This is a genomic window from Streptomyces sp. NPDC001415 (genome assembly GCF_053597395.1).
The window spans coordinates 26,901-53,027 of record NZ_JBSFIE010000011.1 but is presented as its reverse complement, the minus strand read 5'-3'; the positions used below and the strand labels follow the sequence as shown (position 1 = coordinate 53,027).

The window sequence follows — 26,127 nt, the reverse complement described above, 5'->3', positions numbered from 1 at the left end:
CGACGAAGGGAATTCCGTGACCACGCAACGGAGGATGAGCGCGGCCGGTCTCGCGCTGATGCTCGGCGGCGCGGGGATCATGCTGGCCGCAGGCCCCGTACAAGCAGCCGAAGTCTCGTACGCCACCGAATGCATACCGCCGCCCATCTCCGGTCTGCCGCCGGTCCAGGGGACGACGAAGGTGCAGATCACCGCGCCCGCCACGGCCAAGGTGGGCGATGTGGTGGACGTCGTCTGGAAGTTCACCCAGGCCGCGTCGAACAACCCGAACGTCCTCGACCTCAACAAGGACGTCGTCCAGCCGACCGGCACCCTCAAGGCGGGCGGCGCGCAGAGTGCCGACATCCCCATGAAGGGTCCCCGGCAGAACCCGCCGATCCCCAAGAACAGCCCGATGATCCTGCCGGACATGACGGCCAAGCTGAAGCTGACCAAGGCGGGCGACGTCACCCTGACGCCGGACGCGTACAACATCAACGTCAACCAGATCATGTCGACGGACACCAAGTGCACGCCGAAGGCGGCCGTCGGGGTCGGCGCGACGATCAAGGTGACGGACGCGGGAGGAACGACCGGCGGCACGTCAGGGGGGACCTCCGGCGGCACCACGTCCGGAGGCACCACCGGTGGCTCCACGTCGGGCGGCACGACGACCTCCGGGGGCACGTCCGGCGGGTCCACCACCGGCGGCACGACGACCTCGGGCGGCACCACAGGCGGCACCACTGGCGGCTCGACCTCCGGCGGCTCGACCTCCGGCGGCTCGACCTCCGGTGGTACGACGGCCGGTGGCACGACGGGCGGCAGCGGGGGCCAGACCGACTTCCCCGGCAAGGAAGTCGCCGTCAACTTCGCCTGCACGTCGCCCGGGCCTGCCAGCATCCAGTCCAAGGTGACCGTCAACGCCAAGAAGAACGGCGGGAGTTACGACCTCACCGTCAAGACCGCCAAGGGCGTCATGAACAGCCCGGCCGACCTTCCGGCGGGCGCGCTCAAGCCGTCCATGCAGGTCGTCGTCGGCGGCGCCGACAAGGGCTCGGTGGCCGTCACCGGTCCCGCCAACCCCGACCCGGTCAAGGCGGGCGCCCCGGTGAGCCTCACCGATATGACGGGCACCTACAAGCCGGGCGCCTCCGGCAAGTCCACGCTCAGCCCCGGCGACCTGTCCATCGACGTCACCCTGGGCGGCTCGCCGATCCACATCCCGTGCAAGGTCTCCGGCTCGGCTCCGGTCTCCCTGGAACTCGACACGGCGGCCCAGCCCGGCGGCGCGGCCGGCGGCGGCTCCGCGGGCACGTCGGGCACGGCGGGCTCCGCGGGCACGTCGGGGGCCACCGGCTCCTCGACCTCCGGCGGCCTGGCCCAGACCGGCGCGAGCGACACGGGCGCCCTGCGCGCGCTCGGCCTGGTCGCGGGCACGGTGATCCTGCTGGGCGGCGCGATCTTCACCTTCACCCCGTGGAAGCGGCTGCGCGGCACGCGCTGACGTACCCCGGCGGGCATACGAAGGGGCCCGGCACGGAAGCCTTCCGTGCCGGGCCCCTTCGGGGTGCGGGCGTGCCTAGTTGACGCTGCCCATCAGGCGCTTGACCTTGCTGCGGTACATCCAGATGCCGATGCCCGCCACGACCGCCACGATCGCCTCGACGCTGACCGCGCCGACGGTGTTCAGGTTGACGTTGAGCTGCGGCGAGGTGAGCAGACCGGCCAGGGAGTCACCGGCGGTGACCGCGAGGAACCAGACGCCCATCATCTGCGAGCTGTACTTCGCGGGGGCCATCTTCGTGGTGACGGAGAGGCCGACCGGGGAGAGGCAGAGCTCGCCGACGGTCTGGACGAAGTAGATGGCCACCAGCCACATCGGGCTGACCCGGCCGCCGTTGTTCGCGGTGTCGATCAGCGGGATGAGGAAGACGACGAAGGAGATGCCGATCAGCGCGAGGCTGGAGGCGAACTTCACCGCCGTGCTCGGCTCCTTGCCGCGCTTGTTCAGCCACAGCCAGCCCGAGGCCACGAGCGGGGCCAGCGCCATGATGAACACCGGGTTCAGCGACTGGTACCAGGACGTCGGGAAGTGGAAGCCGAGCAGGTCGTTGGTGGTCGAGTTCTTGCCGAAGATCGACAGCGTCGAGCCGTTCTGGTCGTAGATCATCCAGAAGACGGCGGCGACCACGAAGAACCAGACGTAACCCGAGAGCTTGGACTGCTCGACCTCGCTGAGGTCCTTGTCGCGCTTCATGCGGGCCAGCACGGCGATCGGGATGATCAGACCGGCGATGGTGACCGGCATCATCGCCCAGTCGGCGAAGTTCCCCGTCACGGCGAGACCGATGTAGAGGGCCGCAGCGACGATCAGCCAGATCAGACCCTTGCGGAGCACGGACCGCTTCTCCTGCTGCGTCACGGGCTGCGCGACGACGTCGCTCTCCGCGCTCAGGTGCCGGGAGCCGAGCATGAACTGGGCGAGGCCCAGCGCCATGCCGATCGCGGCGAGGGTGAAGCCGAAGTGCCAGTTGACCTTCTCACCGACGGTGCCGATGGTCAGCGGGGCGAGGAAGGCACCCATGTTGATGCCGATGTAGAAGAGCGTGAAGCCACCGTCGCGGCGCGGGTCCTCGGGGCCCTTGTAGAGGTGCCCGACCATCGTCGAGATGTTGGCCTTCAGGAGGCCGGAGCCGAGCGCGACGAGCACGAGACCAGTGAAGAACGAGGCCGTCGAGGGCAGCGCCAGCGTGATGTGGCCGAGGATGACGATGCCGGCGCCGATCGCGACCGTCTTGCGCGGACCCCAGAAACGGTCCGCCATCCAGCCGCCCGGCATGGCGAGCAGGTAGACCATCGCCATGTAGACGGAGTAGATCGCGGTGGCGGTGGTGGGATTCATGTGAAGGCCACCGGGCGCGATCAAGTACAGCGGGAGCAGGGCCTTCATGCCGTAGAAGCTGTAGCGCTCCCACATCTCGGTCATGAACAGAGTGGCCAAGCCGCGGGGGTGGCCGAAGAAGGTCTTCTCGGTGCCAGTGGTGCTGGCGGAGTCCTTCGTCAGGCTGGACGCCATGGTCGATCCTTGCTTGCTCGGGACGCGCGCTTCGTGAGCGTTGAGTCGCGCCCGGTGGGGGAGGGCCGGCACCGGCATGGAGACTGTCCCCCCAACGCCTTTGGGGTCCGGCTCCGTGGGGGAGCGCGGGAAGGACAGACCACACCGGGATCCACACCCCCGCGCTTCTTCGCGCTGGGGCCCGGCCCGTAGGTCATTCACTGAATCTCAAGACTGGCGAAGCCCGTCCTGTGCAGAAAAGAGACCCTTGGCGCGCCAAGCAAGCCAAAGGTCCCCGTGTAGTGCTATAGGCGTTGGCACACCATACGTCACCCAACTGCGGCATATGGAAGGACTTGAGAGATGGATCACAGGCCACCCTGGAACCACTGACCCTGATTCGAAGGTGTTAAACAAGATCGCTTGGTAGACCCGCAGGCTGGGTGGATCACCTGACGCGTTGTCGCCGCCGCGGACTACCATCACCCCCATGACCCGTGTACTGCTCGCCGAGGACGACGCGTCCATCTCGGAGCCACTGGCCCGCGCCCTGCGCAGGGAGGGTTACGAGGTCGAGGTGCGCGAGGACGGCCCGACCGCCCTCGACGCCGGACTGCAGGGGGGCGCCGACCTGGTCGTGCTCGACCTGGGGCTTCCCGGCATGGACGGCCTCGAAGTCGCCCGGAGGCTGCGCTCCGAGGGACACACCGTCCCCATCCTCGTGCTCACCGCCCGCGCCGACGAGGTGGACACCGTGGTCGGCCTCGACGCCGGCGCCGACGACTACGTGACCAAGCCCTTCCGGCTGGCCGAACTGCTCGCCAGGGTCCGGGCGCTGCTGCGGCGCGGCGCCACCGAGCCGGTGCCCCAGCCCGCCACCCACGGCGTGCGGATCGACGTCGAGTCGCACCGCGCCTGGATGGGCGACGAGGAGCTCCAGCTCACCGCCAAGGAGTTCGACCTGCTCAGGGTCCTGGTGCGGGACGCCGGCCGGGTCGTGACCCGCGACCAGCTGATGCGCGAGGTCTGGGACACCACGTGGTGGTCCTCGACCAAGACGCTCGACATGCACATCTCGTGGCTGCGCAAGAAGCTCGGCGACGACGCGGCCAACCCGCGCTACATCGCCACGGTCCGCGGAGTCGGCTTCCGCTTCGAGAAGAGCTAGAGCACCTGGGCACATGCGCCGTCGACTGATCAACTCCACGCTCGCGGTCGTTCTCGTGGTGATCGCGGTCTTCGGCGTCTCCCTCGTCATCGTCGAGACACGGACCATCAGCAGCAGTGCCCAGGAGAGCGTCACCTCCGAGGCGCTGCGGCTGGTCTCCGTCGTCGACAGCCGCACCCTGGCCAACGAGACGATCAACGTGCAGGTCCTGGACGAACAGATCGACCCCAAGCGGTACGCCCGCATCGAGATCCCGGGCCGCCCGGTGATGGAGATCGGCGAGAAGCCCGAGGACTCCGTCATCAAGGGCACCGCCGTGGGCGAGCGCGGCGAGTCCGTCCTGGTCGAGGAGTCCCGCTCCACGGTCACCAAAGAGGTCGGGCGCACGCTGCTGATCATCGGCGCGGTGGCCCTGCTCGCCATCGTCTCCGCGGTGCTCCTGGCCGTACGCCAGGCCAACAAGCTGGCCTCCCCGCTCACCGACCTCGCCGAGACCGCCGAGCGGCTCGGCTCCGGCGACCCGCGCCCGCGCCACAAGCGGTACGGGGTGCCCGAGCTGGACCGGGTCGCCGATGTGCTCGACTCCTCCGCCGACCGGATCGGGCGCATGCTCACCGCCGAGCGCCGGCTCGCCGCCGACGCTTCGCACCAGTTGCGCACACCGCTCACCGCGCTCTCCATGCGCCTGGAGGAGATCGCCCTCACCGACGACCTCGACACGGTCAAGGAAGAGGCGACGATCGCGCTCACCCAGGTCGAGCGGCTCACCGACGTCGTGGAGCGCCTGCTCACCAACAACCGTGATCCGCGCACCGGTTCGGCCGTGGTCTTCTCGCTCGACGAGGTCGTCAAGCAGCAGCTGGAGGAGTGGCGCCCGGCCTACCGCAGCGCGGGCCGCGCGATCGTGCGCTCCGGGAAGAGCGGCCTGAAGGCGGTCGGCACGCCGGGCGCGGTCGCCCAAGTACTCGCCGCGCTGATCGAGAACTCGCTGATGCACGGCGGCGGCACGGTCGCGGTGCGCACCCGCGTCACCGGAAACCAGGCCGTGGTGGAGGTCACCGACGAGGGCCCGGGCGTTCCCCCCGACCTCGGCGCGCGGATCTTCGAGCGGACCATCAGCGGCCGCAACTCCACGGGCATCGGCCTCGCCGTCGCCCGCGACCTCGCGGAGGCCGACGGCGGCCGCCTCGAAATGCTCCAGCAGCAGCCCGCGGTGTTCGCGCTGTTCCTCAGCAGGGAGGCGCGGGGGCGCCGGGAGCCGGAACGTACGGAAACGATTCGCTGAGCCGCTGCCGATCCGAGCTCGGCCAGAGGCCCTGAACCCGCCCCGGTCGAGCGGGCGCGGTCAGCGCTTGGCGGGGACGGCGGGCCGCTGGTCGTCGAGAAACGATTCGGCCGTCTGCACGGCCTCCCGGGCGGGCAGCGCGCGGAACACCCAGGTGCGGTACGACCAGAACCGGAACAGGGTGCCGATGCCGATGCCGAGGAACTTGAAGAAGTTGTTCTGCCACGGGCTGTTCCAGCCGAAGCCGTACGTCGCCGCGTACAGGATGCCGTTCTCGATCACCGCGCCGACCACGCTGAACAGCAGGAACAGGGTCAGCTCACGGGCCCGGCCGCTCTTGTCGCGGTCGCGGTAGGTGAAGTAGCGGAAGCCCACGTAGTTGAAGGCGACCGCGATCGCGGTGGCCAGCAGGCTGGCCCGTACGACCTGGAGGTCGGTCGTGTGCCGCAGCACGTTGAAGGCGCCCATGTTCACGAGCACCCCGAGCCCGCCGACGGCGCCGAACTTGGCGACCTCGCGGACGAGCAGTCGCAGTCGCGATGGCGACGCGCCCTGTGCACTCATGGTGATCGCCCAGCCCCGTCCGAGTAGGTGTGCTTTTCGTGCCAGTCAACCCGCCCATGCTAACCACCCCCTCCGCGAGACGCCTGTGCGCACCCTTGTTCCCCTGGGCGGACCCCGGCCATGGAGGGCCCACGGAGGCGGCGGATACCCTGGAGGCGTGACGTTCCCGGTAGTCGGCATGGTCGGCGGCGGTCAGCTCGCCCGCATGACCCACGAGGCGGGCATCCCCCTCGGCATCAGATTCAAGCTCCTCAGTGACACCCCGCAGGACTCGGCGGCCCAGGTGGTGAGCGACGTCGTCATCGGCGACTATCGCGACCTGGACACGCTGCGTGACTTCGCGCGCGGCTGTGACGTGATCACTTTCGACCACGAGCACGTGCCCACCGATCACCTGCGGGCCCTGGAAGCGGACGGCGTCGTCGTCCGGCCGGGGCCCGACGCGTTGGTGCACGCCCACGACAAGGGGGTGATGCGCGCCCGGCTCAGCGAGATCGGAGCGCCCTGCCCCCGCCACCGCATAGTGGCCGACCAGGCGGACGTATCGCGGTTCGCCGCGGAGGGCGACGGCTTCCCCGTCATCCTCAAGACCGTCGTCGGCGGCTACGACGGCAAGGGCGTGTGGTTCGTACGCTCCGAGGCGGACGCGGCGGACGCCTTCAAGGCGGGCGTCGCGGTCCTCGCCGAGGAGAAAGTGGACTTCGTACGGGAGCTGGCGGCCAACGTCGTACGGTCCCCCAGCGACCAGGCCGTGGCCTACCCGGTCGTCGAGTCGATCCAGGTCGACGGGGTCTGCGACACGGTGATCGCCCCCGCGCCGGACCTGAGCGAGGAACTCGCCGGTCAGGCCCAGCAGCTGGCCCTGCGCATCGCCTCCGAGCTCGGTGTCGTCGGCCACCTCGCGGTCGAGCTCTTCGAGACGAGGGACGGCCGCATCCTCGTGAACGAGCTGGCGATGCGCCCGCACAACTCCGGCCACTGGACCCAGGACGGCGCGATCACCTCGCAGTTCGCCAACCACGTCCGCGCCGTCCTCGACCTCCCCCTGGGCGACCCGCGCCCGCGGTCGAAGTGGACCGTGATGTGCAACGTGCTCGGCGGCGACTACCCGGACATGTACTACGCGTACCTGCACTGCATGGCCCGCGACCCGCAGCTCAAGATCCACATGTATGGAAAGGGCGTGAAGCCCGGCCGCAAGGTGGGCCACGTCAACACCTACGGCGACGACCTCGCGGACGTCCGCGAGCGGGCCCGCCACGCAGCCGACTACCTCAGAGGAACGATCACCGAATGAGTGCCCACCCGTCACCCGGCCGCCACCCCTCATCGAGCGCTGACGCGCACCCCTCTTCCACTGGTCCTGTTGTCGGCATCGTCATGGGCTCGGACTCCGACTGGCCGGTCATGGAGGCCGCCGCCAAGGCGCTGGACGAGTTCGAGATCCGGTACGAGGTCGACGTCGTCTCCGCGCACCGGATGCCGCGCGAGATGATCGCGTACGGCGAGCACGCCGCGGACCGCGGCCTGAAGGCGATCATCGCGGGCGCGGGCGGCGCCGCCCACCTGCCCGGCATGCTGGCCTCGGTCACCCCCCTCCCGGTCATCGGCGTCCCGGTCCCGCTCAAGTACCTGGACGGCATGGACTCTCTGCTCTCCATCGTGCAGATGCCGGCGGGCGTGCCGGTGGCCACCGTCTCGGTCGGCGGCGCGCGGAACGCGGGCCTGCTCGCGGCCCGCATCCTGGCGACGCAGGACAGCGAACTCCTCGCCCGCATGCGGGAGTTCCAGCAGGAGCTGAACGACCAGGCCACCGAGAAGGGGAAGCGGCTGCGGGCGAAGGTCGAGGGTTCGGCGGCCTTCGGATTCGGAAAGTGAGCGGCATGACCTTCCTCGAAGAAGCCAGGACGCTCCTCACCGCGCACCCCGTCGTCGACGGCCACAACGACCTGCCCTGGGCGCTGCGCGCCAAGGCCCGTTACGACCTCGACCGCTGCGACCTCGCGACCGACCTGACCGGCCGCACCCACACCGACCTCGCCCGGCTGCGGGCGGGCGGGGTCGGAGCGCAGTTCTGGTCCGTGTACGTCCGTACCGACCTGGCGGGCGACGAGGCGGTCAGCGCGACCCTGGAGCAGATCGACTGCGTCGACCAGATGCTGGCGCGCTACCCCGGCGACCTGGCGCCCGCGCTCACCGCGGACGACATGGAGAAGGCCCGCTCCGAGGGGCGCATCGCGTCCCTGAAGGGCGCGGAGGGCGGCCACTCGATCAACAACTCCCTCGCCACGTTGCGGGCGTTGTACGCCCTCGGCGTGCGCTACATGACCCTCACCCACAACGACAACCTGCCGTGGGCGGACTCGGCGACGGACGAGCCGGGGGTGGGCGGCCTCTCGCCCTTCGGCCACGAGGTCGTACGCGAGATGAACCGCATGGGCATGCTGGTGGACCTGTCGCACGTGGCGGCGACGACCATGCGGGACGCCCTGTCGACGTCGGTGGCGCCGGTGATCTTCTCCCACTCGTCCTCGCGGGCGATCTGCGACCACCCGCGCAACGTGCCGGACGACGTACTGGCGATGCTCCCCGCCAACGGCGGCGTGGCCATGGCCACCTTCGTCCCGAAGTTCATCCTGCCTGCGGCGGTGGCCTGGACCCAGGCGGCCGACGAGAACCTGCGGGCGCACGGTCACCACCACCTGGACACCTCGCCGGAGGCGATGAAGCTCCACGAGGCGTTCGAGGCGACGAATCCCCGCCCCATCGCGACGGCCGCGACGGTGGCGGACCACCTGGACCACATGCGCGAGGTGGCGGGCGTCGACCACATCGGCATCGGCGGCGACTTCGACGGCACGGCGTTCACCCCCGCGGGCCTGGACGACGTCTCGGGCTACCCGAACCTGGTGGCCGAACTGCTGTCCCGCGGCTGGTCCCAGGCGGACCTCGCGAAGCTGACGTGGTCGAACGCGGTGCGGGTGCTGCGGGGTGCGGAGTCCGTTTCGAGGGAGCTGCGGGCTCGACGGGGCCCGTCGAACGCGACGCTGGAGGCCCTGGACAACTGAGAGCCTGTGTCTGAACCCCGCCCGGGCCCGGGGCGTCTGGCACGCACTCCCCCAAGGCCTTAAGGGCCAGGGGGGACCCCCATGCCGCGTTGCCGAAACGCCCTAGTAGCTCCTCCCCCAAGGTCTTGAAGACCAGGGGGGACCCCCATCGAGGACCTTCCGGCGCCTTGCGATCGCACGCACCAGACGCCCCGGCCTGATCCGGACGGGGTTCAGACACAGGCTCTGACCCGGGGCGCCTCCGGGGGCGCTGCCCCCGGACCTCCGCTCCTCCAATAGCTGGAGGGGCCGAGTGGGTCGTCGATCAGCCGCGGACCGTGCGTGGTTGCTCGCGCAGTTCCCCGCGCCCCTAGCGGGGTGCGGTGCGAGCATCCCCAGCCCGTCATGGGGGTCCCCCCTGGCCCTTAAGGCCTTGGGGGAGATTGAGGACGAGCGCCCTTAAGGCGCGAACGGGGTCTGGGGCGGAGCCCCAGGTCACGACCACCGGGCCGCACCTGAGCCACCCACCCCCGGCGGGTTTCGGGAAGGGGCGGGGTGGGGGAGAGTCCCCCGAACGGCCCACCCGCCGCGACCCCACCGCCCCCGCGTGCCACCGTGTCCATGACTGCCGCCGCCGAACACGCCCGGAGCCCGTCATGGCAGATCTGCAGGACGACCCCCAGGACACCCCGGGCGTCGGTGAACGCGACCCGCAGACCCCCGCACCCCCCAACCCCGTACCCGTGCCGCAGGCCGACCCCGAATGCCTGGCCAGGGCCCGGACGCTGCTCGCGGAGCACCCCGTGGCCGACGGGTACAACACGCTGGCGAAGGCCCTCGCACTGATCCCCTGGCACGATCTGGAGGTCGGCGAGAGCGCGCTCGACACGGACATTCCCCGGCTGCGGGCCGGCGGGGTCGGCGCGCAGTTCTGGGCGCTGACGGCCGACGCCGACTGCCCCGACCCGGCCGGCGTCACCCTGGAACGGCTCGACCGGATCCGCTCGCTGATCACCTCGTGCCCGGACTGGCTGCGGCTCACGCTGTCCGGCGGGGACCTCGCGGACGCCCGCAACTGCGGCCGCATCGCCTCGTTCCTCGGCCCCGTGGCCGCGCACGCGCTGGGCGACTCGCTGGGCACGCTGCGGGCGTTCCACGTCCTCGGCGTGCGGATCCTCGCGCTGAGCCCGGGCACCCGCTGGACCGAGCCGGGGCTCACCCGCTTCGGCCTGGAAGTGGTGCGCGAGGCGAACCGGCTCGGGATCCTGCTCGACCTGACGGGCGCGGCCCCGGGCACCTGGCGCCGTACCCTCGACTGTTCCAAGGCCCCGGCGCTGCTCTCACGCTCGGCGGCGGCCTCGCTCACCGAGCACCCGCTGAACGCCTCCGACGAGCTGCTCGCCGAGCTGGGCGTGAACGGCGGTGTCTGCCTGGTGAGCTTCGCCCCCGAACAGATCGTGCAGGGCGGCCCGGCCGTCTCCGTACGCGATGTGGCGGACCACATCGAGCGGGTACGGGACGTGGCCGGCCCCTCCCACGTGGGTCTTTCGGGGACGTACGGGCTGATCACGGGCGCGCCCCGCCCCCTCGGCCTCGAAGACGCCTCCTGCTATCCGACCCTGATCGCGGAGCTTCTCGGCCGGGGCTGGACCGACCCCGAAATCGCGGCGCTGACCTGGCAGAACTTCGCCCGGGTCGTCCGCGACACGGAGTTCGCGGCCCGCACCACGGCACCGCGCACGGCCCCGTCGAGAGCCACCATCGAGGACCTCGACGGGCCGGGAGACGGCCCGGGAGACGGCCCGGGAGACGGCCCGGGAGACGGGCCCGGAGAGGGGTCCCGAGCGGGGGCCGTGAGAGGCGTCACGAGCGCGATGCTCAGGCGCGCGGCCGACCCATCGCGCGGTACGTCCAGCCCGCCTCGCGCCACTTGACCGGGTCCAGCGCGTTGCGCCCGTCCAGGATGATCCGGCTGGAGGTCGCCTTCGCGAGTTCGGCCGGGTCGAGGTCGCGGAACTCGCGCCACTCGGTCAGGTGCAGGACGACATCGGCGCCGCGCACCGCGTCGTACGCCGAGTCTGCGTAGCCGAGCGTCGGGAAGAGGCGGCGGGCGTTGGCCATGCCCTTCGGGTCGTACACCGTGACCTGGCCGCCCTGGAGGTGGATCTGCCCGGCGACGTTCAGCGCGGGGGAGTCCCGTACGTCGTCGGAGTCGGGCTTGAAGGTGGCGCCGAGGACGGCGACCCGCTTGCCGAGGAAGGTCTCGCCGCCCACCGCCTCGCGGGCCAGCTCCACCATGTGGCCCCGGCGGCGCATGTTGACCGAGTCGACCTCGCGCAGGAACGTCAGAGCCTGGTCGGCGCCGAGCTCGCCGGCCCGCGCCATGAACGCCCGGATGTCCTTGGGCAGGCAGCCGCCGCCGAAGCCGATGCCGGCCCGCAGGAACTTCTTCCCGATGCGCTCGTCGTGGCCGATGGCCTCGGCCAGCTTCACCACGTCGCCGTCGGCGGCCTCGCACACCTCGGCCATGGCGTTGATGAACGAGATCTTGGTGGCGAGGAAGGAGTTCGCGGCGGTCTTGACCAGCTCGGCGGTCGGGAAGTCGGTCACGACGAACGGCGAGCCCTCGCCGACCGGCCCCGCGTACACCTCGCGCAGCACCTTCTCGGCGCTCTCGCTCTCCACGCCGACCACGATGCGGTCCGGGTGCAGGGTGTCGTCGACGGCGAAGCCCTCGCGCAGGAACTCCGGGTTCCACGCCAGCTCCACGCCCTCGGGCAGCGTGGCGGCCAGCCGGGCCGCAGAGCCGACCGGCACCGTCGACTTGCCCACGACAAGGGCGCCGTCGCGCAGGTGCGGGGCGAGCGAGCCGAAGGCGGAGTCCACGAAGCTCATGTCACAGGCGTACTCGCCGTGCTTCTGCGGGGTGTTCACGCAGACGAAGTGCACATCGCCGAACGCCCCGACCTCCTCCCAGGAGGTGGTGAAGCGCAGCCGGCCGGTCGCGCCCTCGATGCCCGCGACGTGCTTGCGGAGCAGCTCTTCGAGACCCGGCTCGTACATGGGGACGCGCCCCTGGCCCAGCATCTCGATCTTCTCGGGGACCACGTCCAGACCCAGCACCTCGAACCCCAGCTCCGCCATGGCCGCGGCATGGGTGGCTCCGAGGTATCCGGTGCCGATCACGGTGATCTTGAGGGCCATGCGGTGCTCCTGGAAGTGCGGGCTCGGGAGGCGGGCAGCGTACGGGCGACAAACGCGCTGCCCGAGCATAGTCGGGCCCCCGGCGGGCCCCCTTTTCGGGCTGTCGCCAAGCTCACGTATGCCTACGGCGGTGCAGCCCCCTAAAATTAGGTTACTTAACGGTAGTTAGCGTCCCTTGGGGAGTGAGAGACCTTGGCCGGAACGGCTGGCAACTCGGAGTTCGACCTGTACCGCCCGTCCGAGGAGCACGACATGCTCCGCGACGCCATCCGCTCGCTCTCCGAGGCCAAGATCGGCCCGTACGCGGCCGAGGTCGACGAGCAGGCCCGCTTCCCCCGGGAGGCGCTCGACGCGCTGGTCGCCAACGACCTGCACGCCGTGCACGTGCCGGAGGAGTACGGCGGCGCAGGCGCCGACGCGCTCGCGACCGTCATCGTGATCGAAGAGGTCGCGCGGGTCTGCGCCTCCTCCTCCCTCATCCCCGCCGTGAACAAGCTCGGCTCGCTCCCGGTGATCCTCTCGGGCTCCGAGGAGCTGAAGAAGAAGTACCTGGGCCCGCTCGCCAAGGGCGAGGGCATGTTCTCGTACTGCCTCTCTGAGCCGGACGCCGGTTCGGACGCGGCCGGCATGAAGACCAAGGCCGTCCGCGACGGGGACTTCTGGGTCCTCAACGGCGTGAAGCGCTGGATCACCAACGCCGGTGAGAGCGAGTACTACACGGTCATGGCCGTGACCGACCTCGAGAAGCGCTCGAAGGGCATCAGCGCCTTCGTCGTCGAGAAGTCGGACGAGGGCGTCTCCTTCGGCGCCCCCGAGAAGAAGCTCGGCATCAAGGGCTCGCCGACCCGCGAGGTCTATCTCGACAACGTCCGCATCCCGGCCGACCGCATGATCGGCGAAGAGGGCACCGGCTTCGCGACCGCCATGAAGACCCTGGACCACACCCGCATCACCATCGCGGCCCAGGCCCTCGGCATCGCGCAGGGCGCCCTCGACTACGCCAAGGGCTACGTCCAGGAGCGCAAGCAGTTCGGCAAGGCCATCGCCGACTTCCAGGGCATCCAGTTCATGCTGGCCGACATGGCCATGAAGCTGGAGGCCGCCCGCCAGCTCACCTACTCGGCCGCCGCCAAGTCCGAGCGCCTCGACTCCGACCTGACGTTCTTCGGCGCCGCCGCCAAGTGCTTCGCCTCCGACGTCGCCATGGAGATCACCACCGACGCCGTCCAGCTCCTCGGCGGCTACGGCTACACCCGTGACTACCCGGTCGAGCGCATGATGCGCGACGCGAAGATCACCCAGATTTATGAAGGTACGAACCAGGTCCAGCGCATCGTGATGTCGCGCAACCTGCCGTAGCGGCAAGGGAGTTGACGAAAGGCCCGCATCCATGGCGCATGGATGCGGGCCCTTCCGTCGTGCGGTCTCGCGGCGGCTACTTGACCGTGACCGCCTCGTCGTTCTTCAGCTGGTTCACCAGCTGGGTGACCTTCGGCTTGTCCCAGAGGAGGGAGGTCTGCGGGCCGTCGCCCGCGACCGGCATGTTCATCGAGATGCCGTCGCCGCCGGTGATGCCCTTCATCGCCCAGAACATGGAGCCCAGGTCGAACAGACCCATGTCCTTGTCGACGATCAGGGTGTCCAGGCCCGCGCCCATCACCGGGTACAGCTTGAACGGGTTGAGGATCGTCGTCGGCGTCGCCGTCTGGCTGGCCAGGGCGGACAGGAACTTCTGCTGGTTCTTCGTGCGCTCCAGGTCACCGGCGGCGTAACCGTGCCGGTTGCGGACGAACGCGAGGGCCTGCTGGCCGTCGAGGGTCTGCTTGCCCTTCTTGAAGTCCGCGCCGGAGTCCTTGTCCTTGATGTCCTGCGGAATGTCGAGTTCCACACCGCCGACCGCGTCCACGATGTTCGCGAATCCCGCGAAGCCGATCTCCGCGTAGTGGTCGATGTGCAATCCGGTATTCGCCTCGACGGTACGGACGAGGAGCTCGGGGCCGTCGATCGAGAACGCCGCGTTCAGCTTGTCCTTGCCCTTGGACGGGAACGACTTTCCGGAATCGGAGCCCTTGAAGCTGGGGATCGTCACCCACGAGTCACGGGGCAGCGAGACCATCGTGTTCCCGTTGTCGCCGACGTGCAGCAGGATCATCGAGTCGGTCCGCTTGCCGTCGGCCGAGCCGGTGTGCAGCTTCTTCTTCTCCTCGTCGGACATGCCGTCGCGGGAGTCGGAGCCGACGATCAGGTAATTGGTGCCCTTGCCCTCGGCGGGCCGGTCGATGACCTTGGACAGGTCGACCTCGCGGCGCACCTTGCCGTCCGCCCAGAAGTACGTGCCGACCGCGGTGACCAGCAGCACGACGACCAGGGACAGCACCCCGATGGTGATCCGCCTGCGCCAGTTCGGCGCGGCCCCGGGCCTGCGCCCGCCGACGCGCCGCGGCCCCTCGGGACCACCCGGCCCGCCGGGACCCGCCGGACCCCGGTTCGCCGGGCTGCCGTAGACGTGGCCCTCGCTGTAGCCGCTGTCGTACGAGCCCTGCCCGGGCACGGCGCCCCGGCCGTACTGCTGCGGCTGCCCGTAGCCGTCGTCGTACCCGGGCTGCTGCTGCGGGACGGGGCGCTGCGGGGGAGGGACGGGGGCGGGCCGCTGGACGTGCCGCATCCGGCGCGCGCCCTCGGGCCGCGCGGCGGAGCTGCCGCGGCCGTAGGCGTCGTCGCCGTTTCCGCGGGCGTTGCCATTGCGGGCGTCGGGCCATTCATTCATGCCGTCCAGCATGCACGGCGGCCCCGGGCCGCTGACAGGGCAGGGGGGAGTTCGGGGCAGGGCTGTTGCAAGGCTGATGCAAAGAGGTTCGGCGGGTCGCCGCCTAAAGTGGATCGCATGACTGATCTTCCGGGCAAGCCGACCTCGGCCTCCCGAACCACCCTGAGCCACATCATGACCACCCATGACACCAACCTCCTCGGCACGGTGCACGGCGGCGTGATCATGAAGCTGGTGGACGACGCCGCGGGCGCGGTGGCCGGACGCCACTCGGGCGGCCCGGCCGTCACCGCCTCCATGGACGAGATGGTGTTCCTGATGCCGGTCAGGGTCGGCGACCTGGTGCATGTGAAGGCGCAGGTCAACTGGACGGGCCGGTCCTCGATGGAGGTCGGCGTGCGGGTGCTCGCCGAGCGCTGGAACGAGTCGACCCCGGCCCAGCAGGTGGGCTCCGCCTACCTCGTCTTCGCGGCGGTCGACGCCGACGGCAAGCCGCGTCCGGTACCGCCGGTGGTCCCCGAGACCGAGCGCGACGAGCGCCGCTACCAGGAGGCCCAGATCCGCCGCACCCACCGCCTCGCCCGACGCCGCGCGATCATGGAACTCCGCGAGAAGCGGGCGGCCGAGGGGCTCGACGACTGAGCACTGCCGCTGGTGCTGGGCATGTGCCTGCGGGCCGTCGCGGCGGAGCCGCACCATGTCACGGCTCCGCGTACCTTCAGAGCCCCTCAGACAGGGCCCCTCAGAGGCTCAGGGACAGATCACCTTGTCGCCCGTCATGGTGCCGAAGTCACCCTGCGGCTGTTCCTCCGCCCTCACCGGCACGACGTCCTTGAAGTCCGCGCCCGCCGTCACCTTCAACGTGGCTCCCAGCCCCTTCACCGGGCGCAGCTCACTGCCCGGGAGGGCGGCCGCAAGGGACCCGGCCGAGCGGTCCCAGCGCGGGTCGTACTCGATCAGGGTGCGGCGCATGCCGAGGTTGGTGCTGGCCCGGGGGATGCCGGTGGTCTGGAAGCCCGTGGCGTGCAGCGCGTCGTCGACGCGGCGGCCGAGCCCGTCGGTGTGGGTCCCGTTGTAGACCTGGACCTTGATCCGCTCGGGGGCGACCTCGACGAGCGAGCCCGGCTCCTTGCGCGGCGGCTTCTCGTCCTTGGACGCCGGCTGCGGCGAGGGCTTCGGCGCGTGCGGGGCCAGCGGCTTGTCGTCGTGGAGCAACTGGAACAGTTTCTTCGCCTTGGCGGCGTCCCACTTCACGGTCGATCCGACGCCCTTGATCTGGATGCCGAGCTGCCCGAGCGGCACCGTCGTGAAGTCGGACGAGGAGGGCGAGAACCCCTTCATCGCGGAGGCGAAGTTCAGCATCTCCTCCACCCCGAAGCCCTCGTCGGCCCGTACCGAGGACAGCAGGGACGAGGCGAACTCGCGGAACTTCACCGGGTTGAGGAGCACCCCGTTGCCCGTCGCCTTCGCGGCCAGGGCGGCCAGGAAGCGCTGCTGGCGCTGCATCCGGCCGAGGTCGGACGAGCCGTCGGTGTGCCGGGAGCGCACGTACTGGAGGGCTTCGCCGCCGTTCAGCTGGTGGGTGCCCGCGGCCAGGTCGAGGCCGGTGTAGGAGTCCTTCATGGGGCGGGCCGTGCAGATCTGCACGCCGCCGACCACGTCGACCGTCTTCATGAAGCTGGTGAAGTCGACCTCCAGATAGTGGTTGATCTTCAGCCCTGTCATGTGCTCGACGGTGCGCACGGTGAGCGAGGGCCCGCCCTCGGCGTAGGCCGCGTTCAGCTTCACGGGGTGCTTGCCGTAGTGCCGGCCAGTGGTCTCGTCGGTGTGCTCGGGGACCTCGGCGTAGGAGTCGCGCGGCAGGCTCACCACGCTGATGCGGTCCCGCTCCTCCGAGACGTGCACCATCATGATCGTGTCGGTGCAGTGGCAGGGCGCCCCGCCGAGCCGGTACTTCTGCTTCTCCTCGGGCGTGATCTTGTCCCGCCCGTCGGTGCCGACCAGCAGGATGTTCGTGCCCCGGCTGCCCTGCGGACGGTTCTTCATGTCCCGGAACGGGTCCACGCGGCCGATCCCGCCGTCCAGGCTGGTGACCACCGCATGGCCGACCCCGCCCGCGCCGAGCACCAGGACGGACAGCGTCGTCGCGAGCCGCAGGCCCCAGCGGGGGCGCTCGTCCTGCTGCTGTCTGCTGCGGGGCTGAACGGGGCGTACGGAGCGCGGACGGGGCGGCGTGGGCACGGGGACCTCCGCGGGTGGCAGGGGGATCTTGAGCACCGTAGGCCCATACGATCAGCTACCCCGCGCACCACCCGGCCGCCGCGCGACCGTGTCCCCCATTCGCGGTAACGTGACCACCGATGAACGCCACGCCTGCTGTTTCCGTGATCATGCCGGTCCTCAATGAGGAGCGGCATCTGCGCAACTCGGTCCGTCACATCCTGGAGCAGGAGTACGCGGGCGAGATGGAGGTGGTGATCGCGCTCGGCCCGTCCAGTGACCGTACCGACGAGATCGCCGCCGAGCTGGTGCGGGAGACCGCGTCCAACGCACGGGCCCGGGTCCACACCGTGCCCAATCCCACCGGGCGCACGCCCGCGGCCCTGAACGCCGCGATCAAGGCCTCGCGCCACCCGATCGTGGTACGCGTCGACGGCCACGGCATGCTGTCGCCGAACTACATCGCGACCGCCGTGCGCCTCCTTGAGGAGACCGGCGCCCAGAACGTCGGCGGCATCATGCACGCCGAGGGCGAGAACGCCTGGGAGGACGCGGTCGCCGCCGCGATGACCTCGAAGATCGGCGTCGGCAACGCGGCCTTCCACACCGGGGGCGCGGCCGGGCCCGCCGAAACCGTGTATCTGGGTGTCTTCCGCCGCGAGGCCCTTGAACAACAGGGCGGCTACAACGAGGAGTTCATCCGCGCCCAGGACTGGGAGCTGAACTTCCGGATCAGGGAGGCCGGCGGCCTCATCTGGTTCTCGCCCGAGCTCAAGGTCCAGTACCGACCCCGGCCTTCCGTGAAGGCGCTGGCCAAGCAGTACAAGGACTACGGGCGGTGGCGCCACGTGGTGGCCCGCTACCACGAGGGCTCCATCAACCTGCGCTATCTGGCGCCGCCGACCGCCGTCTGCGCGATCGCCGCGGGCGTGGTGGTGGGCGCCCTGCTCACGCCGTGGGGGTTCGTGGTCCCGGCCGGCTATCTGGCCGCGATCGCGGCGGGCTCGCTCCCCGCCGGCAAAGGCCTCTCGCTCAAGGCCCGCGCCCAGATCCCGGTGGCGCTCGCCACCATGCACATGTCCTGGGGCTACGGCTTCCTGACCAGCCCGAAGGCGCTGGCCAAGAAGGTCATCGCGAGCCGCCGCCCGAGCGTGCGGACCACGTCCGTCTGAGCGGACGAAGCGCAGAGCCGACGGAACAGAGCGTACGAAACAGGGGGCGCCCGGTGCCGAAAAGCACCGGGCGCCCCCTTTCGCCTACGTACGCGGGCTAGAAGCGGTAGGGCGCGTACACCTCCATGCAGGCGCCCTTGTCGGCTCCGTTGACCGACTCGGTGTCCTTGAGCGGGTCGCTCGCCTTGGGGTCCTGCTTCGGGTAGCTGTCGCCGGTGCGCCAGTCGCCGCCGACCACCAGGGTCAGGCCCTTGACGTCGGTGGCCTTGACTGCGGAGGCGGGCAGGCCGAGCGCCGCGGCGACCGACTCCGCGTCCGCCTTGCCCTGGGCGCCCGCGGCCTTGGGATAGTCGACCTCACTGGTGGAGGCGGGGCCGCCGGAACCCGTGTCGGCCTTCTTGAAGCCCTTCGCCTTGAGCGCGGTGACCACCTCGGTGGCCCGGCCCTTGGCGGCGAGGCGGCCGCCCGTGCCGGTGCCGTTGACCACGGTCACCGCGAGCGAGTCGGGAGCCGCGGCGGCCGGGCCCTTGGAGGGCGCCGGGGCGGGCTTGCCGTCGTCCTTGCCGTCCAGCGGCTTGTCGTCGCGCAGCATCGCCCACAGCGCGTCGGCCTTCGCCTTGTCCGGCACCACGTGGGCGTCCGGGTCCTTGGGGTCGGGCAGGCGCGGCATGGTCAGCATGTTGATGCGGTCCATGGGGATGTTCTTGAGCTCCATCCCCAGGTCGAGCAGCTTCTTGACGGTGCCGAGCTCGGAGGAGACCTTGAGCACGTCGACCGCGGTCTCGGCGATGTTCAGCAGGCGGCCCGTGTCGGTGAACGCGTTCTGGTCCTTGAGGTTGCGGATCACCGAGTTCATGTACATGTGCTGGGCCTGGGAGCGGCCGATGTCGCTGCCGAAGGCGTGCCGGGTGCGCAGCCACTGCAGGGCCTGCTCGCCCTTCACGGTGTGGTTGCCCGCGGTCAGGTGCAGGTGCGAGCCACCGGGCTGGAGCTTGGTGGGGTGGTCGTCGACGTTCTGCTTCACGCAGACGTCGGCGCCGCCCACGGCGTCGGAGATGGCCACGACACCGGCGAAGTCGACCATCATCCAGTGGTCGATGTAGATGCCGGTCAGCTTCTCCCAGGTGTCCAGGACACAGCCGGCTCCGCCACGCCCGAGTGCCTCGTTGATGATGGCGTTGGTGGCCGGATTGACCTTGTTCTTCTCGGTGTCCTTGCACTCGGGCACGTCCACCCGGGTGTCGCGCGGGATGCTCACGACCGAGGCGTTCTTGCGGTCGGCGGAGACGTGGAGCAGCATCTGTACGTCCGCGTGCGGATCGCCGCCCCGGTCCTGCTTCGCGCCGCCGAGCTTGACGTTCTCGTCCGAGTTACGGCTGTCGGAGCCGATGAGCAGGATGTTCAGCGGCGTCTGGCCGTCGGCGTTCGGCGCGGTCTTCTTGGCGTCGCTGCCGCCCGCGCTGCGGTCGCCCTTGCGGATGCTGTTGTTCAGGTGCTGGTAGTACAGGTAACCGGCGGTGGCCGTCCCGAGTATGAGGACCGCGAGCGTGATCGCGGTCCATCTCAGTATTCGGTGCTTGCGTTTGCCGCGTTTGCGGCGGCCGCCCCGGCGGTGTCCGCTGCCGGACGCCGCCGCGTCTCCGGGCGCGTCGCCGCCGCCGGACGCGCCGGAGCCGCCCGCCGGCCCCGAACTGCCGGACTTCTTCGGGGAGTTGGCCTCGACCGGCTTGGCCTCGCCGGGCGCGTCGTCCCCGTACAGGCTCTCGTCCCAGCCGAGTTCGCCCGCGTGCTCGACGCGTCCGCGCGCCCCCTCTCCGCGCACGCTGTTCCTGCCCACCCCAATACCCCCTGTCGTGTCGACTCCCCCTGAGGCCCGGGCGGGCCGTGAGTCCCTTACTTGGCGCACACCGACTTGTCGGCTTCGACCTTCTGAATGCCTTCCGGTGCCTTGGCCGGAGCGGAGATGGGCGTTCCCGCCTCCTTGAAGTCGGGGCCGAGGGTCAGCACCATCGGCTCCTTGCCCACGGCGTCCTTCGTGCCCGGCTGCAGCGCGGAGGCGGGCAGGCCGAGCAGATCCGCGAGCTTGCGGGCCTGGTCGGCCTGGTTCGGTGCGTAGGCCAGGACCGTGGCGGGCACCTTCGCCGGCGCGTTGGAGCCGTTGCTCGACTTGAGCACGCCCTGCTGGTTCTGCAGCCAGGTCACCATCACGCCCGCGGCGCCCGCCTTCGCGCCGCCGTTGAGCACGGTGACCCGTACGTCGGAGGCCTGGGCACGGGGTCCGTTGAGGCGGGCGGCCTCTTCGGCGGCGGCCGCGCTCTTGGCGTCCGCCTCCTTCTTCTTCACCTCGGTGAGCGAGGTGTCGGAGCGCATCATCGCGAACAGCGCGTCGGCCTTCGTCGGGTCGGGCACGACCGTGATGTGCTTCTTGCCCTCGGCAGGATTGTCTATGACCGGCAGCGTGGTGAAGGTGATGTTCTTCGCGTCGATCTTGCCGAGCACCTGGGCGAGGTCGGTCAGCTTCTTGATGCTGCCTATGCCGGAGTCGACCGTGAGCGCCTTGGTCGCCACGTCCGCGAGGCTGTACATCTTGGTCGGGCTGCCCAGGGTGTCGTCCGACTTCATCTGCCGGATCATCGAGCTCAGGAACTGCTGCTGCTGCTTGATCCGGGAGAGGTCGCTCTCGTCGCCGAAGCTGTGCCGGGTCCGTACGAACGCGAGGGCCTGCTCGCCCTTGACGACGCTCTCGCCGGCCGGGAGCTTCAGATGCGACTTGGGGTCGCTCACCGGCTTGGTGAGGCAGACCTTGACGCCGCCGACAGCCGTGGACAGCTCCTTGACGGCGTTGAAGTCGGCCATCATGAAGTGGTCGACGTTGAGCCCGGTGAGCTGCTTGACCGTACGCATCGTGCAGCCCGGGTCGCGACCCTCCTGGCCCAGGCTCGTGTTGAACCGCACGTTCTTCTCGGCCCGCACCGTCTTGGTGGTGCCGTCCTTCTGCCTGGTCGGGCAGGCGGGGATGTCGGTCACCATGTCGCGCGGGATGGACATCGCGGTCGCGTTGGTCCGGTCCGCCGAGACGTGGAAGAGGATGTTGGTGTCGGCGTGGCCCTCGCTGCCCGCGTCGCCGTAGCCCTCGTTGCCCTTGCCGGTGCGCTTGTCGGTGCCGATGACGAGGATGTTGAACGCCCCGTCCGGCACCGAACTCTTGCTGCCCGCGTCACCGACGTCGACGGTGTTGAGGTTGCCGTTGAAGTGCTGGTAGAGCCAGTACGCGCCGCCCGCGCCGACGACGAGGACGAAGCCCATCACGCCGCCCGTCCACAGCAGGGCCTTCTTCTTGCGCGTCGTCTTGGGCTTGCGCTTGCGGCGGCCCTGCGCGTCGGGGGACTCCTCGGGGGAGCGGTTCGATCGGCGATTGCGCTGCCCGGGCACCTCACGACGCCCGGAACGCCCGGACTGCCCTGATTTTCTGCCCGACGCAGTACCTGTCGACGATCGCCCGGAACCGGAATTCGACTGCGTTCCGGAAGGATTCAGTCGCAATTCGTAAGTGCCGGTATCCGGGTTGAGGACCCACTGGTCTGCGGGGTCGACATCATCGGCCCGCCCACGGCTCTGCGCATCCACGGTTGCTTCTGTCCTCCGTCGGTGCCGAGTCGCTTCCCCCAAAGCGCTCAATCATTCGCTCCTGCGGTGCGCGGCCCGTTGGCCTTGTCGCACCGGATCGCGTCACACTATCTGGCCAGTTCAGCGAAGAGCGACGACCGTGACAAATTCCACGCCCTTTACAAGCGGGCATTTGGCCCCAATCCGCTGGTCGTTGCCTGCATTTCACAGGTTGTCGACATACACGCCCGGCTAGCCGCACATGCCCGTGGCGGCGTTCGTCCCCGAGTAGAGGGGGGTCGCCGAAGCGCTCTGCGACGGGTCCGGATCGTCGGGCTTGCCGTCCCCGCCGGAGCCGGTCCCACCCTTCGCGCCCTCCTTGGCCCTCGTCACGTCCGCGGAGGGCGCCACCTTGATCGGCCGGTCTTCGCGCAGCTGCTTGAAGAGCTTGTCCGCGTCCGGCTGCACGAGCTCGTCGCGGTCGCTGTCGTACGCATAAGGCTGACGCGGAACGGTCAGGAAGCGGATGTTCTCGGTCGGAATCCCGCGCACCGAGCGCACCAGGTCGTACAGGTCCTTCAGCGTGTTCAGACCGGGGTCCGTGGTGATGGACCTGGTCGCCGCGTCCAGGACCGGGAAGAGCCGGGTCGGGTTGAGCAGCACCCCGTTGCTCTGCACCTTCTTGATCAGCGAGCCGAGGAACTGCTGCTGGCGGTCCATGCGCTGGGTGTCACTGCCGTCCCCGAAGCCGTGCCGGGAGCGCACGAAGCCCAGCGCCTGCTCCCCGCGCAGCAGTTGGCGCCCCGCGGGGAGTTTCAGGTGGGCCTGCCGGTCGTCGACCGGCTCCTTCAGGCAGACCTCGACGCCGTCCACCGCGTCGACCATGTCCTTGAACCCGCTGAAGTCGACGACCATGTGGTGGTCGATCCGGATGCCGGTCATGTTCTCGACCGTACGGATCGTGCAGGCGGCGCCGGCCATCTCGAACGCCGAGTTGAACTGGGTGAATTGGGCCTTGGTGCTGGTGCCGTCGGGCCTGCCGCAGGCGGGGATGTCGGTCATCAGGTCGCGCGGCAGCGAGACGGCGGTGGCGCTGAGCCGGTCGGCGGCCAGGTGCAGCAGGATCGTGGTGTCCGAGCGCTGGCTGCCGCCGTCGTCCCTGCCGTACGAGGAGTTGTTGCCCGCGCGCGAGTCCGAGCCGATGAGCAGCAGGTTCTGCGCGCCGTGCACGACGGAGGCGGGCCGGTCCCGCTCGTACTTGTCCAGCTCGTGCGCGGCGGTGGTGTCCGTCTGGATGTTGCCGTCGAGCTTGCGGTAGAACCACCAGCCGGTTCCGGCCGCCGCGAGGACGACGACGGAGACGCCGATCGCGGTCCAACGCAGCCAGCGGCGGCCGCCCTTGGCGTCTGCGGGCTCCGCGCCCGGTGCGGCCTCCGCTGCGTTGGGCTCGGTGTCCGTGGGCTCCGTGACCGTGGGCTCGGCTTCCGGTCCGGTCTCTGTGGGCTCTGCTGCCGCGGGCTTCGCGTCCGGTCCGGTGCCGGTGGCCGGTGGTGGCTGCTCGGCCCCGGCCCGGTCTTCCGGCTCGGGGGGCGTGTCAGCACTGTCGGTCACGTCGGCGTCCATCCTCACGGGCCATCACGGGTCGGCGGGCGCGCTGCGCCGCCGGGCACCCCGATAGACGGCCGAATCGCGCGCATGGTTGTGCGTACGGTCGATCATGTACCGGAGGTGGTGCCGGGGCTCGGGGGCCGGGCCCGGCGGTGGGCCACAAGGGTGGAGATCGGCGGACCGTCAGGGCCGCGGGAAGGGTCGCCGGATCACAGCGAGCGGTGCGTGACCCTCTCGCTCTCGGCCCGCTTCTCAAGCCCGCCGTCGGCCAGTTGGGCCAGATTGCGGCACAGGACGACCGAGCCGCCCGAGGCGAGCGGGGCGTACAGACCGTGGGCGAGCCCTTGCCAGGTGTCGTACGGGAGCGCCGAAAGGAGCCGCGAACCGGAGCCGAGGCCGAGCTCGGAGGCCCCGGCGCGGGCCCGCGCGACGAGTTCGGCGGCGCTCAGTTCGAGGCCGTCGACGGCGAGCGCGGGGGCGTCGGGGTCGACGGGCACGAAGGGCGCGAACCGGTCGCCCTGGCTCGGCACCTCGACGGCGTAGTCCGCGAAGCCGGCGGGCGGCTGCGGGAAGCGGCCGCCGAGCGGGCGCAGCGCGAGCGCCACCCGCTCGCCGGTGCAGGCGCGGGCCTCCTCAAGGGTGTCGGGGCCGCTGACCACGAGGTCGGCCGCGGCCGCGTCGCCGCCGATCTCCACGGTCACGCCCACCGAGTGGCAGGCCATCAGCCACACCGCGCTCTGCCAGTGCGCGGGGAGCAGCAGCGCGAGCCGGTCGCCGGGTGCGGCGGCGAGATCGCCCTGGAGCAGATTCGCGGTCTTGGCCACCCAATTGGCGAAGGTGGCGACGGACAGTTCCACGCGCTCGCCGGTGGCGTCGTCGTAGAAGGTGATGAGGGGGCGGCCCGGGTCCGCGGCGAGCGCGGATCGCAGCAGGTCGGCAGGGGTGCGGTCGCTGGCGTTCACGCGGGCAAGGCTACGCGGCGCGCCGGGGCGGCAGCGGCACCGGTGGGCGGGTGCGTACACCGGTTTGGCCGACGGGCCGTCAGTTCCGCAATGGACAGGATTGTCCATCTATGTCCACGATCGTCAGCATGCGTAGCTTCCTTGCGTCTTCGATCGGCGTCGCCGCGGCCGCGGCCCTCGCCCTCCCTCTGGTGGTCATGACATCCGTAGCGGCATCGAGTGCCGAGCCGCCCCCCACCGCGGAACCCGCCGGCTCCACCCAGTCGCTGCGGCTGGCCCCGCTGCCCGGCGCGGACCGTGCGGCGGACGAAACCCCCGAACAAGGCCTGGCCCAACAGGAAGTCCGGCCGTTCTCGCTGGTCGGCGTGGTCTGGGACAAGCCCGACGACGAGTTGCACGGCAGCGTCCAGGTCCGCACCCGGGGCCGCGCTGACGGCACCTGGTCCGACTGGCAGGACCTGGAGACCCACAACAGCGACCACGCCGCGGACCCCGACACCTCCGAGGCCGCGCGCCCCTTGCACGGCTCGACCGCGCCGCTGTGGGTGGGCGACTCGGACGCCGTCGAGGCACGCGTACGCCCCGAGCGAGCCGGCGGCGAGCCGCTTCCCCAGGGCCTGCGCCTGGACCTCGTCGACCCGGGCACCGGACCCGCCGACGAGGACCCGGGCGACAGCACCCGCGACAAGCAGGCCCCCGACGTGCTGCCCGCCCTGGACACGGCCGCGAGCCAGGCCGAGGCCGCCGAGGTGGCCGGGCCCACGGCCCAGGCCCGTCCGTACCTCGGGAAGCGGCCGCGCATCATCACGCGCAAGGGCTGGGGCGCCGACGAGGGGCTGCGCGAGGGCGGGTTCATCTACACCAAGAGCGTCAAGGTCGCCTTCGTCCACCACACCGCCTCCGGCAACGGATACAGCTGTGCCCAGGCGCCCTCCGTCTTGCGCGGTATCTACCGCTACCACGTCAAGAGCAACGGGTGGCGGGACATCGGCTACAACTTCGCCGTCGACAAGTGCGGAAACATCTACGAAGGCCGCGCCGGGGGCGTGACCAAGGCCGTCATGGGCGCGCACACTCTCGGTTTCAACACCAACAGCGTGGGCATCGCGGTCCTTGGCACGTACAACAACACCACCCCGTCCACCGCCGCCCTCAAGGCCATCGAGCAACTCTCGGCCTGGAAGCTCGGACTGTACGGAGTGAACCCGACCGGCAAGAGCACGCTCGTCTCCGGCGGCGGCAAAGGCAACCACTACAAGAAGGGACGCAGCGTCAAGTTCAACACCATCTCCGGCCACCGCGACGGATTCGCCACCGACTGCCCGGGGGCGCGCCTGTACGGCAAGCTCGGCGCGGCCCGGGTCTCCGCGGCCCACTACCAGGGGCGGCGTTGAGACACGGGCTCCGGCCGGCGGCATGAGCAACCGGACAGTCTGCATACACTGGCCGGCCGGGAGTTCCGCCCGAGTGTGACGGAATCCGAAGGC

Annotated in this window: 20 protein-coding genes; 11 read left to right on the top strand and 9 right to left on the bottom strand. The window is 70.3% G+C overall.

The annotated features are described in order from the left end of the window. Positions 1–34: 34 nt before the first annotated feature. Entirely contained in the window at positions 35–1,486 is a 1,452-nt protein-coding gene (locus tag ACWC2B_RS17225) for a hypothetical protein (protein WP_450717566.1), read from the top strand. A 75-nt stretch (positions 1,487–1,561) separates the two neighbouring features. Here ACWC2B_RS17225 and ACWC2B_RS17220 read toward each other — a convergent pair whose 3' ends face one another. Continuing rightward, positions 1,562–3,058 carry a peptide MFS transporter gene (locus ACWC2B_RS17220; RefSeq protein WP_450717265.1) on the bottom strand — a complete coding sequence of 499 codons (1,497 nt, stop codon included), beginning with the start codon at positions 3,056–3,058 and terminating at the stop codon, positions 1,562–1,564. A gap of 469 nt (positions 3,059–3,527) precedes the next feature. Here ACWC2B_RS17220 and ACWC2B_RS17215 point away from each other — a divergent pair, with 469 nt between their 5' ends. Both ACWC2B_RS17215 and ACWC2B_RS17210 read left to right on the top strand, forming a co-directional pair. Then, the gene (locus ACWC2B_RS17215; RefSeq protein ID WP_053725082.1) at positions 3,528–4,205 is read left to right on the top strand and encodes a response regulator transcription factor; all 678 of its coding nucleotides are present in this window, start codon (positions 3,528–3,530) and stop codon (positions 4,203–4,205) included. 13 nt (positions 4,206–4,218) lie between these two features. Further along, entirely contained in the window at positions 4,219–5,490 is a 1,272-nt protein-coding gene (locus ACWC2B_RS17210; protein WP_450717262.1) for an ATP-binding protein, read from the top strand. 60 nt (positions 5,491–5,550) lie between these two features. Here ACWC2B_RS17210 and ACWC2B_RS17205 read toward each other — a convergent pair whose 3' ends face one another. Beyond that, positions 5,551–6,054, bottom strand: coding sequence for a GtrA family protein (locus ACWC2B_RS17205; RefSeq protein ID WP_450717260.1), 504 nt, complete (start codon positions 6,052–6,054; stop codon positions 5,551–5,553). A gap of 157 nt (positions 6,055–6,211) precedes the next feature. Here ACWC2B_RS17205 and ACWC2B_RS17200 point away from each other — a divergent pair, with 157 nt between their 5' ends. The 4 genes from ACWC2B_RS17200 (at position 6,212) to ACWC2B_RS17185 (ending at position 11,035) form a co-directional block, all read left to right on the top strand. After that, positions 6,212–7,351 carry a 5-(carboxyamino)imidazole ribonucleotide synthase gene (locus tag ACWC2B_RS17200; protein WP_450717258.1) on the top strand — a complete coding sequence of 380 codons (1,140 nt, stop codon included), beginning with the start codon at positions 6,212–6,214 and terminating at the stop codon, positions 7,349–7,351. Continuing rightward, positions 7,348–7,932 carry a 5-(carboxyamino)imidazole ribonucleotide mutase gene (gene purE / locus ACWC2B_RS17195; protein ID WP_450717256.1) on the top strand — a complete coding sequence of 195 codons (585 nt, stop codon included), beginning with the start codon at positions 7,348–7,350 and terminating at the stop codon, positions 7,930–7,932. Before ACWC2B_RS17200 ends, purE begins: the two co-directional genes overlap by 4 nt. A 5-nt stretch (positions 7,933–7,937) precedes the next feature. After that, the gene (locus ACWC2B_RS17190) at positions 7,938–9,122 is read left to right on the top strand and encodes a dipeptidase (RefSeq protein WP_450717254.1); all 1,185 of its coding nucleotides are present in this window, start codon (positions 7,938–7,940) and stop codon (positions 9,120–9,122) included. Positions 9,123–9,757: 635 nt separating this feature from the next. Continuing rightward, positions 9,758–11,035 carry a membrane dipeptidase gene (locus ACWC2B_RS17185; RefSeq protein ID WP_450717252.1) on the top strand — a complete coding sequence of 426 codons (1,278 nt, stop codon included), beginning with the start codon at positions 9,758–9,760 and terminating at the stop codon, positions 11,033–11,035. Here ACWC2B_RS17185 and ACWC2B_RS17180 read toward each other — a convergent pair. Then, entirely contained in the window at positions 10,980–12,305 is a 1,326-nt protein-coding gene (locus ACWC2B_RS17180) for a UDP-glucose dehydrogenase family protein (RefSeq protein ID WP_450717250.1), read from the bottom strand. The two genes, ACWC2B_RS17185 and ACWC2B_RS17180, sit on opposite strands and share 56 nt — an antisense overlap. A gap of 192 nt (positions 12,306–12,497) precedes the next feature. On the opposite strand from ACWC2B_RS17180, the gene ACWC2B_RS17175 reads away from it, so the two are divergent. Then, entirely contained in the window at positions 12,498–13,664 is a 1,167-nt protein-coding gene (locus ACWC2B_RS17175; RefSeq protein ID WP_450717248.1) for an acyl-CoA dehydrogenase family protein, read from the top strand. A 76-nt stretch (positions 13,665–13,740) separates the two neighbouring features. Here the strand turns inward: ACWC2B_RS17175 and ACWC2B_RS17170 are convergent, their stop codons facing one another. Beyond that, entirely contained in the window at positions 13,741–15,072 is a 1,332-nt protein-coding gene (locus ACWC2B_RS17170) for an LCP family protein (RefSeq protein WP_450717246.1), read from the bottom strand. Between the two features lie 117 nt (positions 15,073–15,189). Here ACWC2B_RS17170 and ACWC2B_RS17165 point away from each other — a divergent pair, with 117 nt between their 5' ends. Further along, positions 15,190–15,714: an acyl-CoA thioesterase gene (locus tag ACWC2B_RS17165; RefSeq protein ID WP_053725090.1), complete on the top strand. Its 525-nt coding sequence runs from the start codon at positions 15,190–15,192 to the stop codon at positions 15,712–15,714. 108 nt (positions 15,715–15,822) lie between these two features. On the opposite strand, the gene ACWC2B_RS17160 is transcribed toward ACWC2B_RS17165, so the two are convergent. Then, positions 15,823–17,313 (bottom strand): LCP family protein, encoded by a 1,491-nt coding sequence (locus ACWC2B_RS17160; RefSeq protein ID WP_450717244.1) that lies wholly within the window; start codon positions 17,311–17,313, stop codon positions 15,823–15,825. Positions 17,314–17,432: 119 nt separating this feature from the next. Here ACWC2B_RS17160 and ACWC2B_RS17155 point away from each other — a divergent pair, with 119 nt between their 5' ends. Beyond that, complete coding sequence (locus ACWC2B_RS17155) at positions 17,433–18,464, top strand: glycosyltransferase family 2 protein (protein ID WP_450717242.1); 1,032 nt, start codon at positions 17,433–17,435, stop codon at positions 18,462–18,464. Between the two features lie 97 nt (positions 18,465–18,561). Here the strand turns inward: ACWC2B_RS17155 and ACWC2B_RS17150 are convergent, their stop codons facing one another. The 4 genes from ACWC2B_RS17150 to ACWC2B_RS17135 all read right to left on the bottom strand — a co-directional run bounded on the left by ACWC2B_RS17150 (position 18,562) and on the right by ACWC2B_RS17135 (position 24,640). After that, positions 18,562–20,286, bottom strand: coding sequence for an LCP family protein (locus tag ACWC2B_RS17150; RefSeq protein WP_450717240.1), 1,725 nt, complete (start codon positions 20,284–20,286; stop codon positions 18,562–18,564). 71 nt (positions 20,287–20,357) lie between these two features. Further along, positions 20,358–22,091: an LCP family protein gene (locus tag ACWC2B_RS17145; protein WP_450717239.1), complete on the bottom strand. Its 1,734-nt coding sequence runs from the start codon at positions 22,089–22,091 to the stop codon at positions 20,358–20,360. A 231-nt stretch (positions 22,092–22,322) separates the two neighbouring features. Beyond that, the gene (locus ACWC2B_RS17140) at positions 22,323–23,681 is read right to left on the bottom strand and encodes an LCP family protein (RefSeq protein ID WP_450717238.1); all 1,359 of its coding nucleotides are present in this window, start codon (positions 23,679–23,681) and stop codon (positions 22,323–22,325) included. A gap of 206 nt (positions 23,682–23,887) precedes the next feature. Continuing rightward, positions 23,888–24,640 carry a TIGR03089 family protein gene (locus ACWC2B_RS17135; RefSeq protein ID WP_450717237.1) on the bottom strand — a complete coding sequence of 251 codons (753 nt, stop codon included), beginning with the start codon at positions 24,638–24,640 and terminating at the stop codon, positions 23,888–23,890. A 128-nt stretch (positions 24,641–24,768) separates the two neighbouring features. Between ACWC2B_RS17135 and ACWC2B_RS17130 the strand changes: the two genes are divergently transcribed. After that, a complete protein-coding gene (locus ACWC2B_RS17130) occupies positions 24,769–26,034 on the top strand; it encodes a peptidoglycan recognition protein family protein (RefSeq protein WP_450717236.1) in 1,266 nt (421 codons plus the stop codon). Positions 26,035–26,127: the final 93 nt, after the last annotated feature.

Bases quoted from the DNA above. Each gene is read 5' to 3' on its own strand.
- ACWC2B_RS17225 (WP_450717566.1), top strand. From the start codon at position 35: ATGAGCGCGGCCGGTCTCGCGCTGATGCTCGGCGGCGCGGGGATCATG.
- ACWC2B_RS17220 (WP_450717265.1), bottom strand. From the start codon at position 3,058: ATGGCGTCCAGCCTGACGAAGGACTCCGCCAGCACCACTGGCACCGAG.
- ACWC2B_RS17215 (WP_053725082.1), top strand. From the start codon at position 3,528: ATGACCCGTGTACTGCTCGCCGAGGACGACGCGTCCATCTCGGAGCCA.
- ACWC2B_RS17210 (WP_450717262.1), top strand. From the start codon at position 4,219: ATGCGCCGTCGACTGATCAACTCCACGCTCGCGGTCGTTCTCGTGGTG.
- ACWC2B_RS17205 (WP_450717260.1), bottom strand. From the start codon at position 6,054: ATGAGTGCACAGGGCGCGTCGCCATCGCGACTGCGACTGCTCGTCCGC.
- purE (WP_450717256.1), top strand. From the start codon at position 7,348: ATGAGTGCCCACCCGTCACCCGGCCGCCACCCCTCATCGAGCGCTGAC.
- ACWC2B_RS17190 (WP_450717254.1), top strand. From the start codon at position 7,938: ATGACCTTCCTCGAAGAAGCCAGGACGCTCCTCACCGCGCACCCCGTC.
- ACWC2B_RS17185 (WP_450717252.1), top strand. From the start codon at position 9,758: ATGGCAGATCTGCAGGACGACCCCCAGGACACCCCGGGCGTCGGTGAA.
- ACWC2B_RS17180 (WP_450717250.1), bottom strand. From the start codon at position 12,305: ATGGCCCTCAAGATCACCGTGATCGGCACCGGATACCTCGGAGCCACC.
- ACWC2B_RS17170 (WP_450717246.1), bottom strand. From the start codon at position 15,072: ATGAATGAATGGCCCGACGCCCGCAATGGCAACGCCCGCGGAAACGGC.
- ACWC2B_RS17165 (WP_053725090.1), top strand. From the start codon at position 15,190: ATGACTGATCTTCCGGGCAAGCCGACCTCGGCCTCCCGAACCACCCTG.
- ACWC2B_RS17155 (WP_450717242.1), top strand. From the start codon at position 17,433: ATGAACGCCACGCCTGCTGTTTCCGTGATCATGCCGGTCCTCAATGAG.
- ACWC2B_RS17130 (WP_450717236.1), top strand. From the start codon at position 24,769: ATGCGTAGCTTCCTTGCGTCTTCGATCGGCGTCGCCGCGGCCGCGGCC.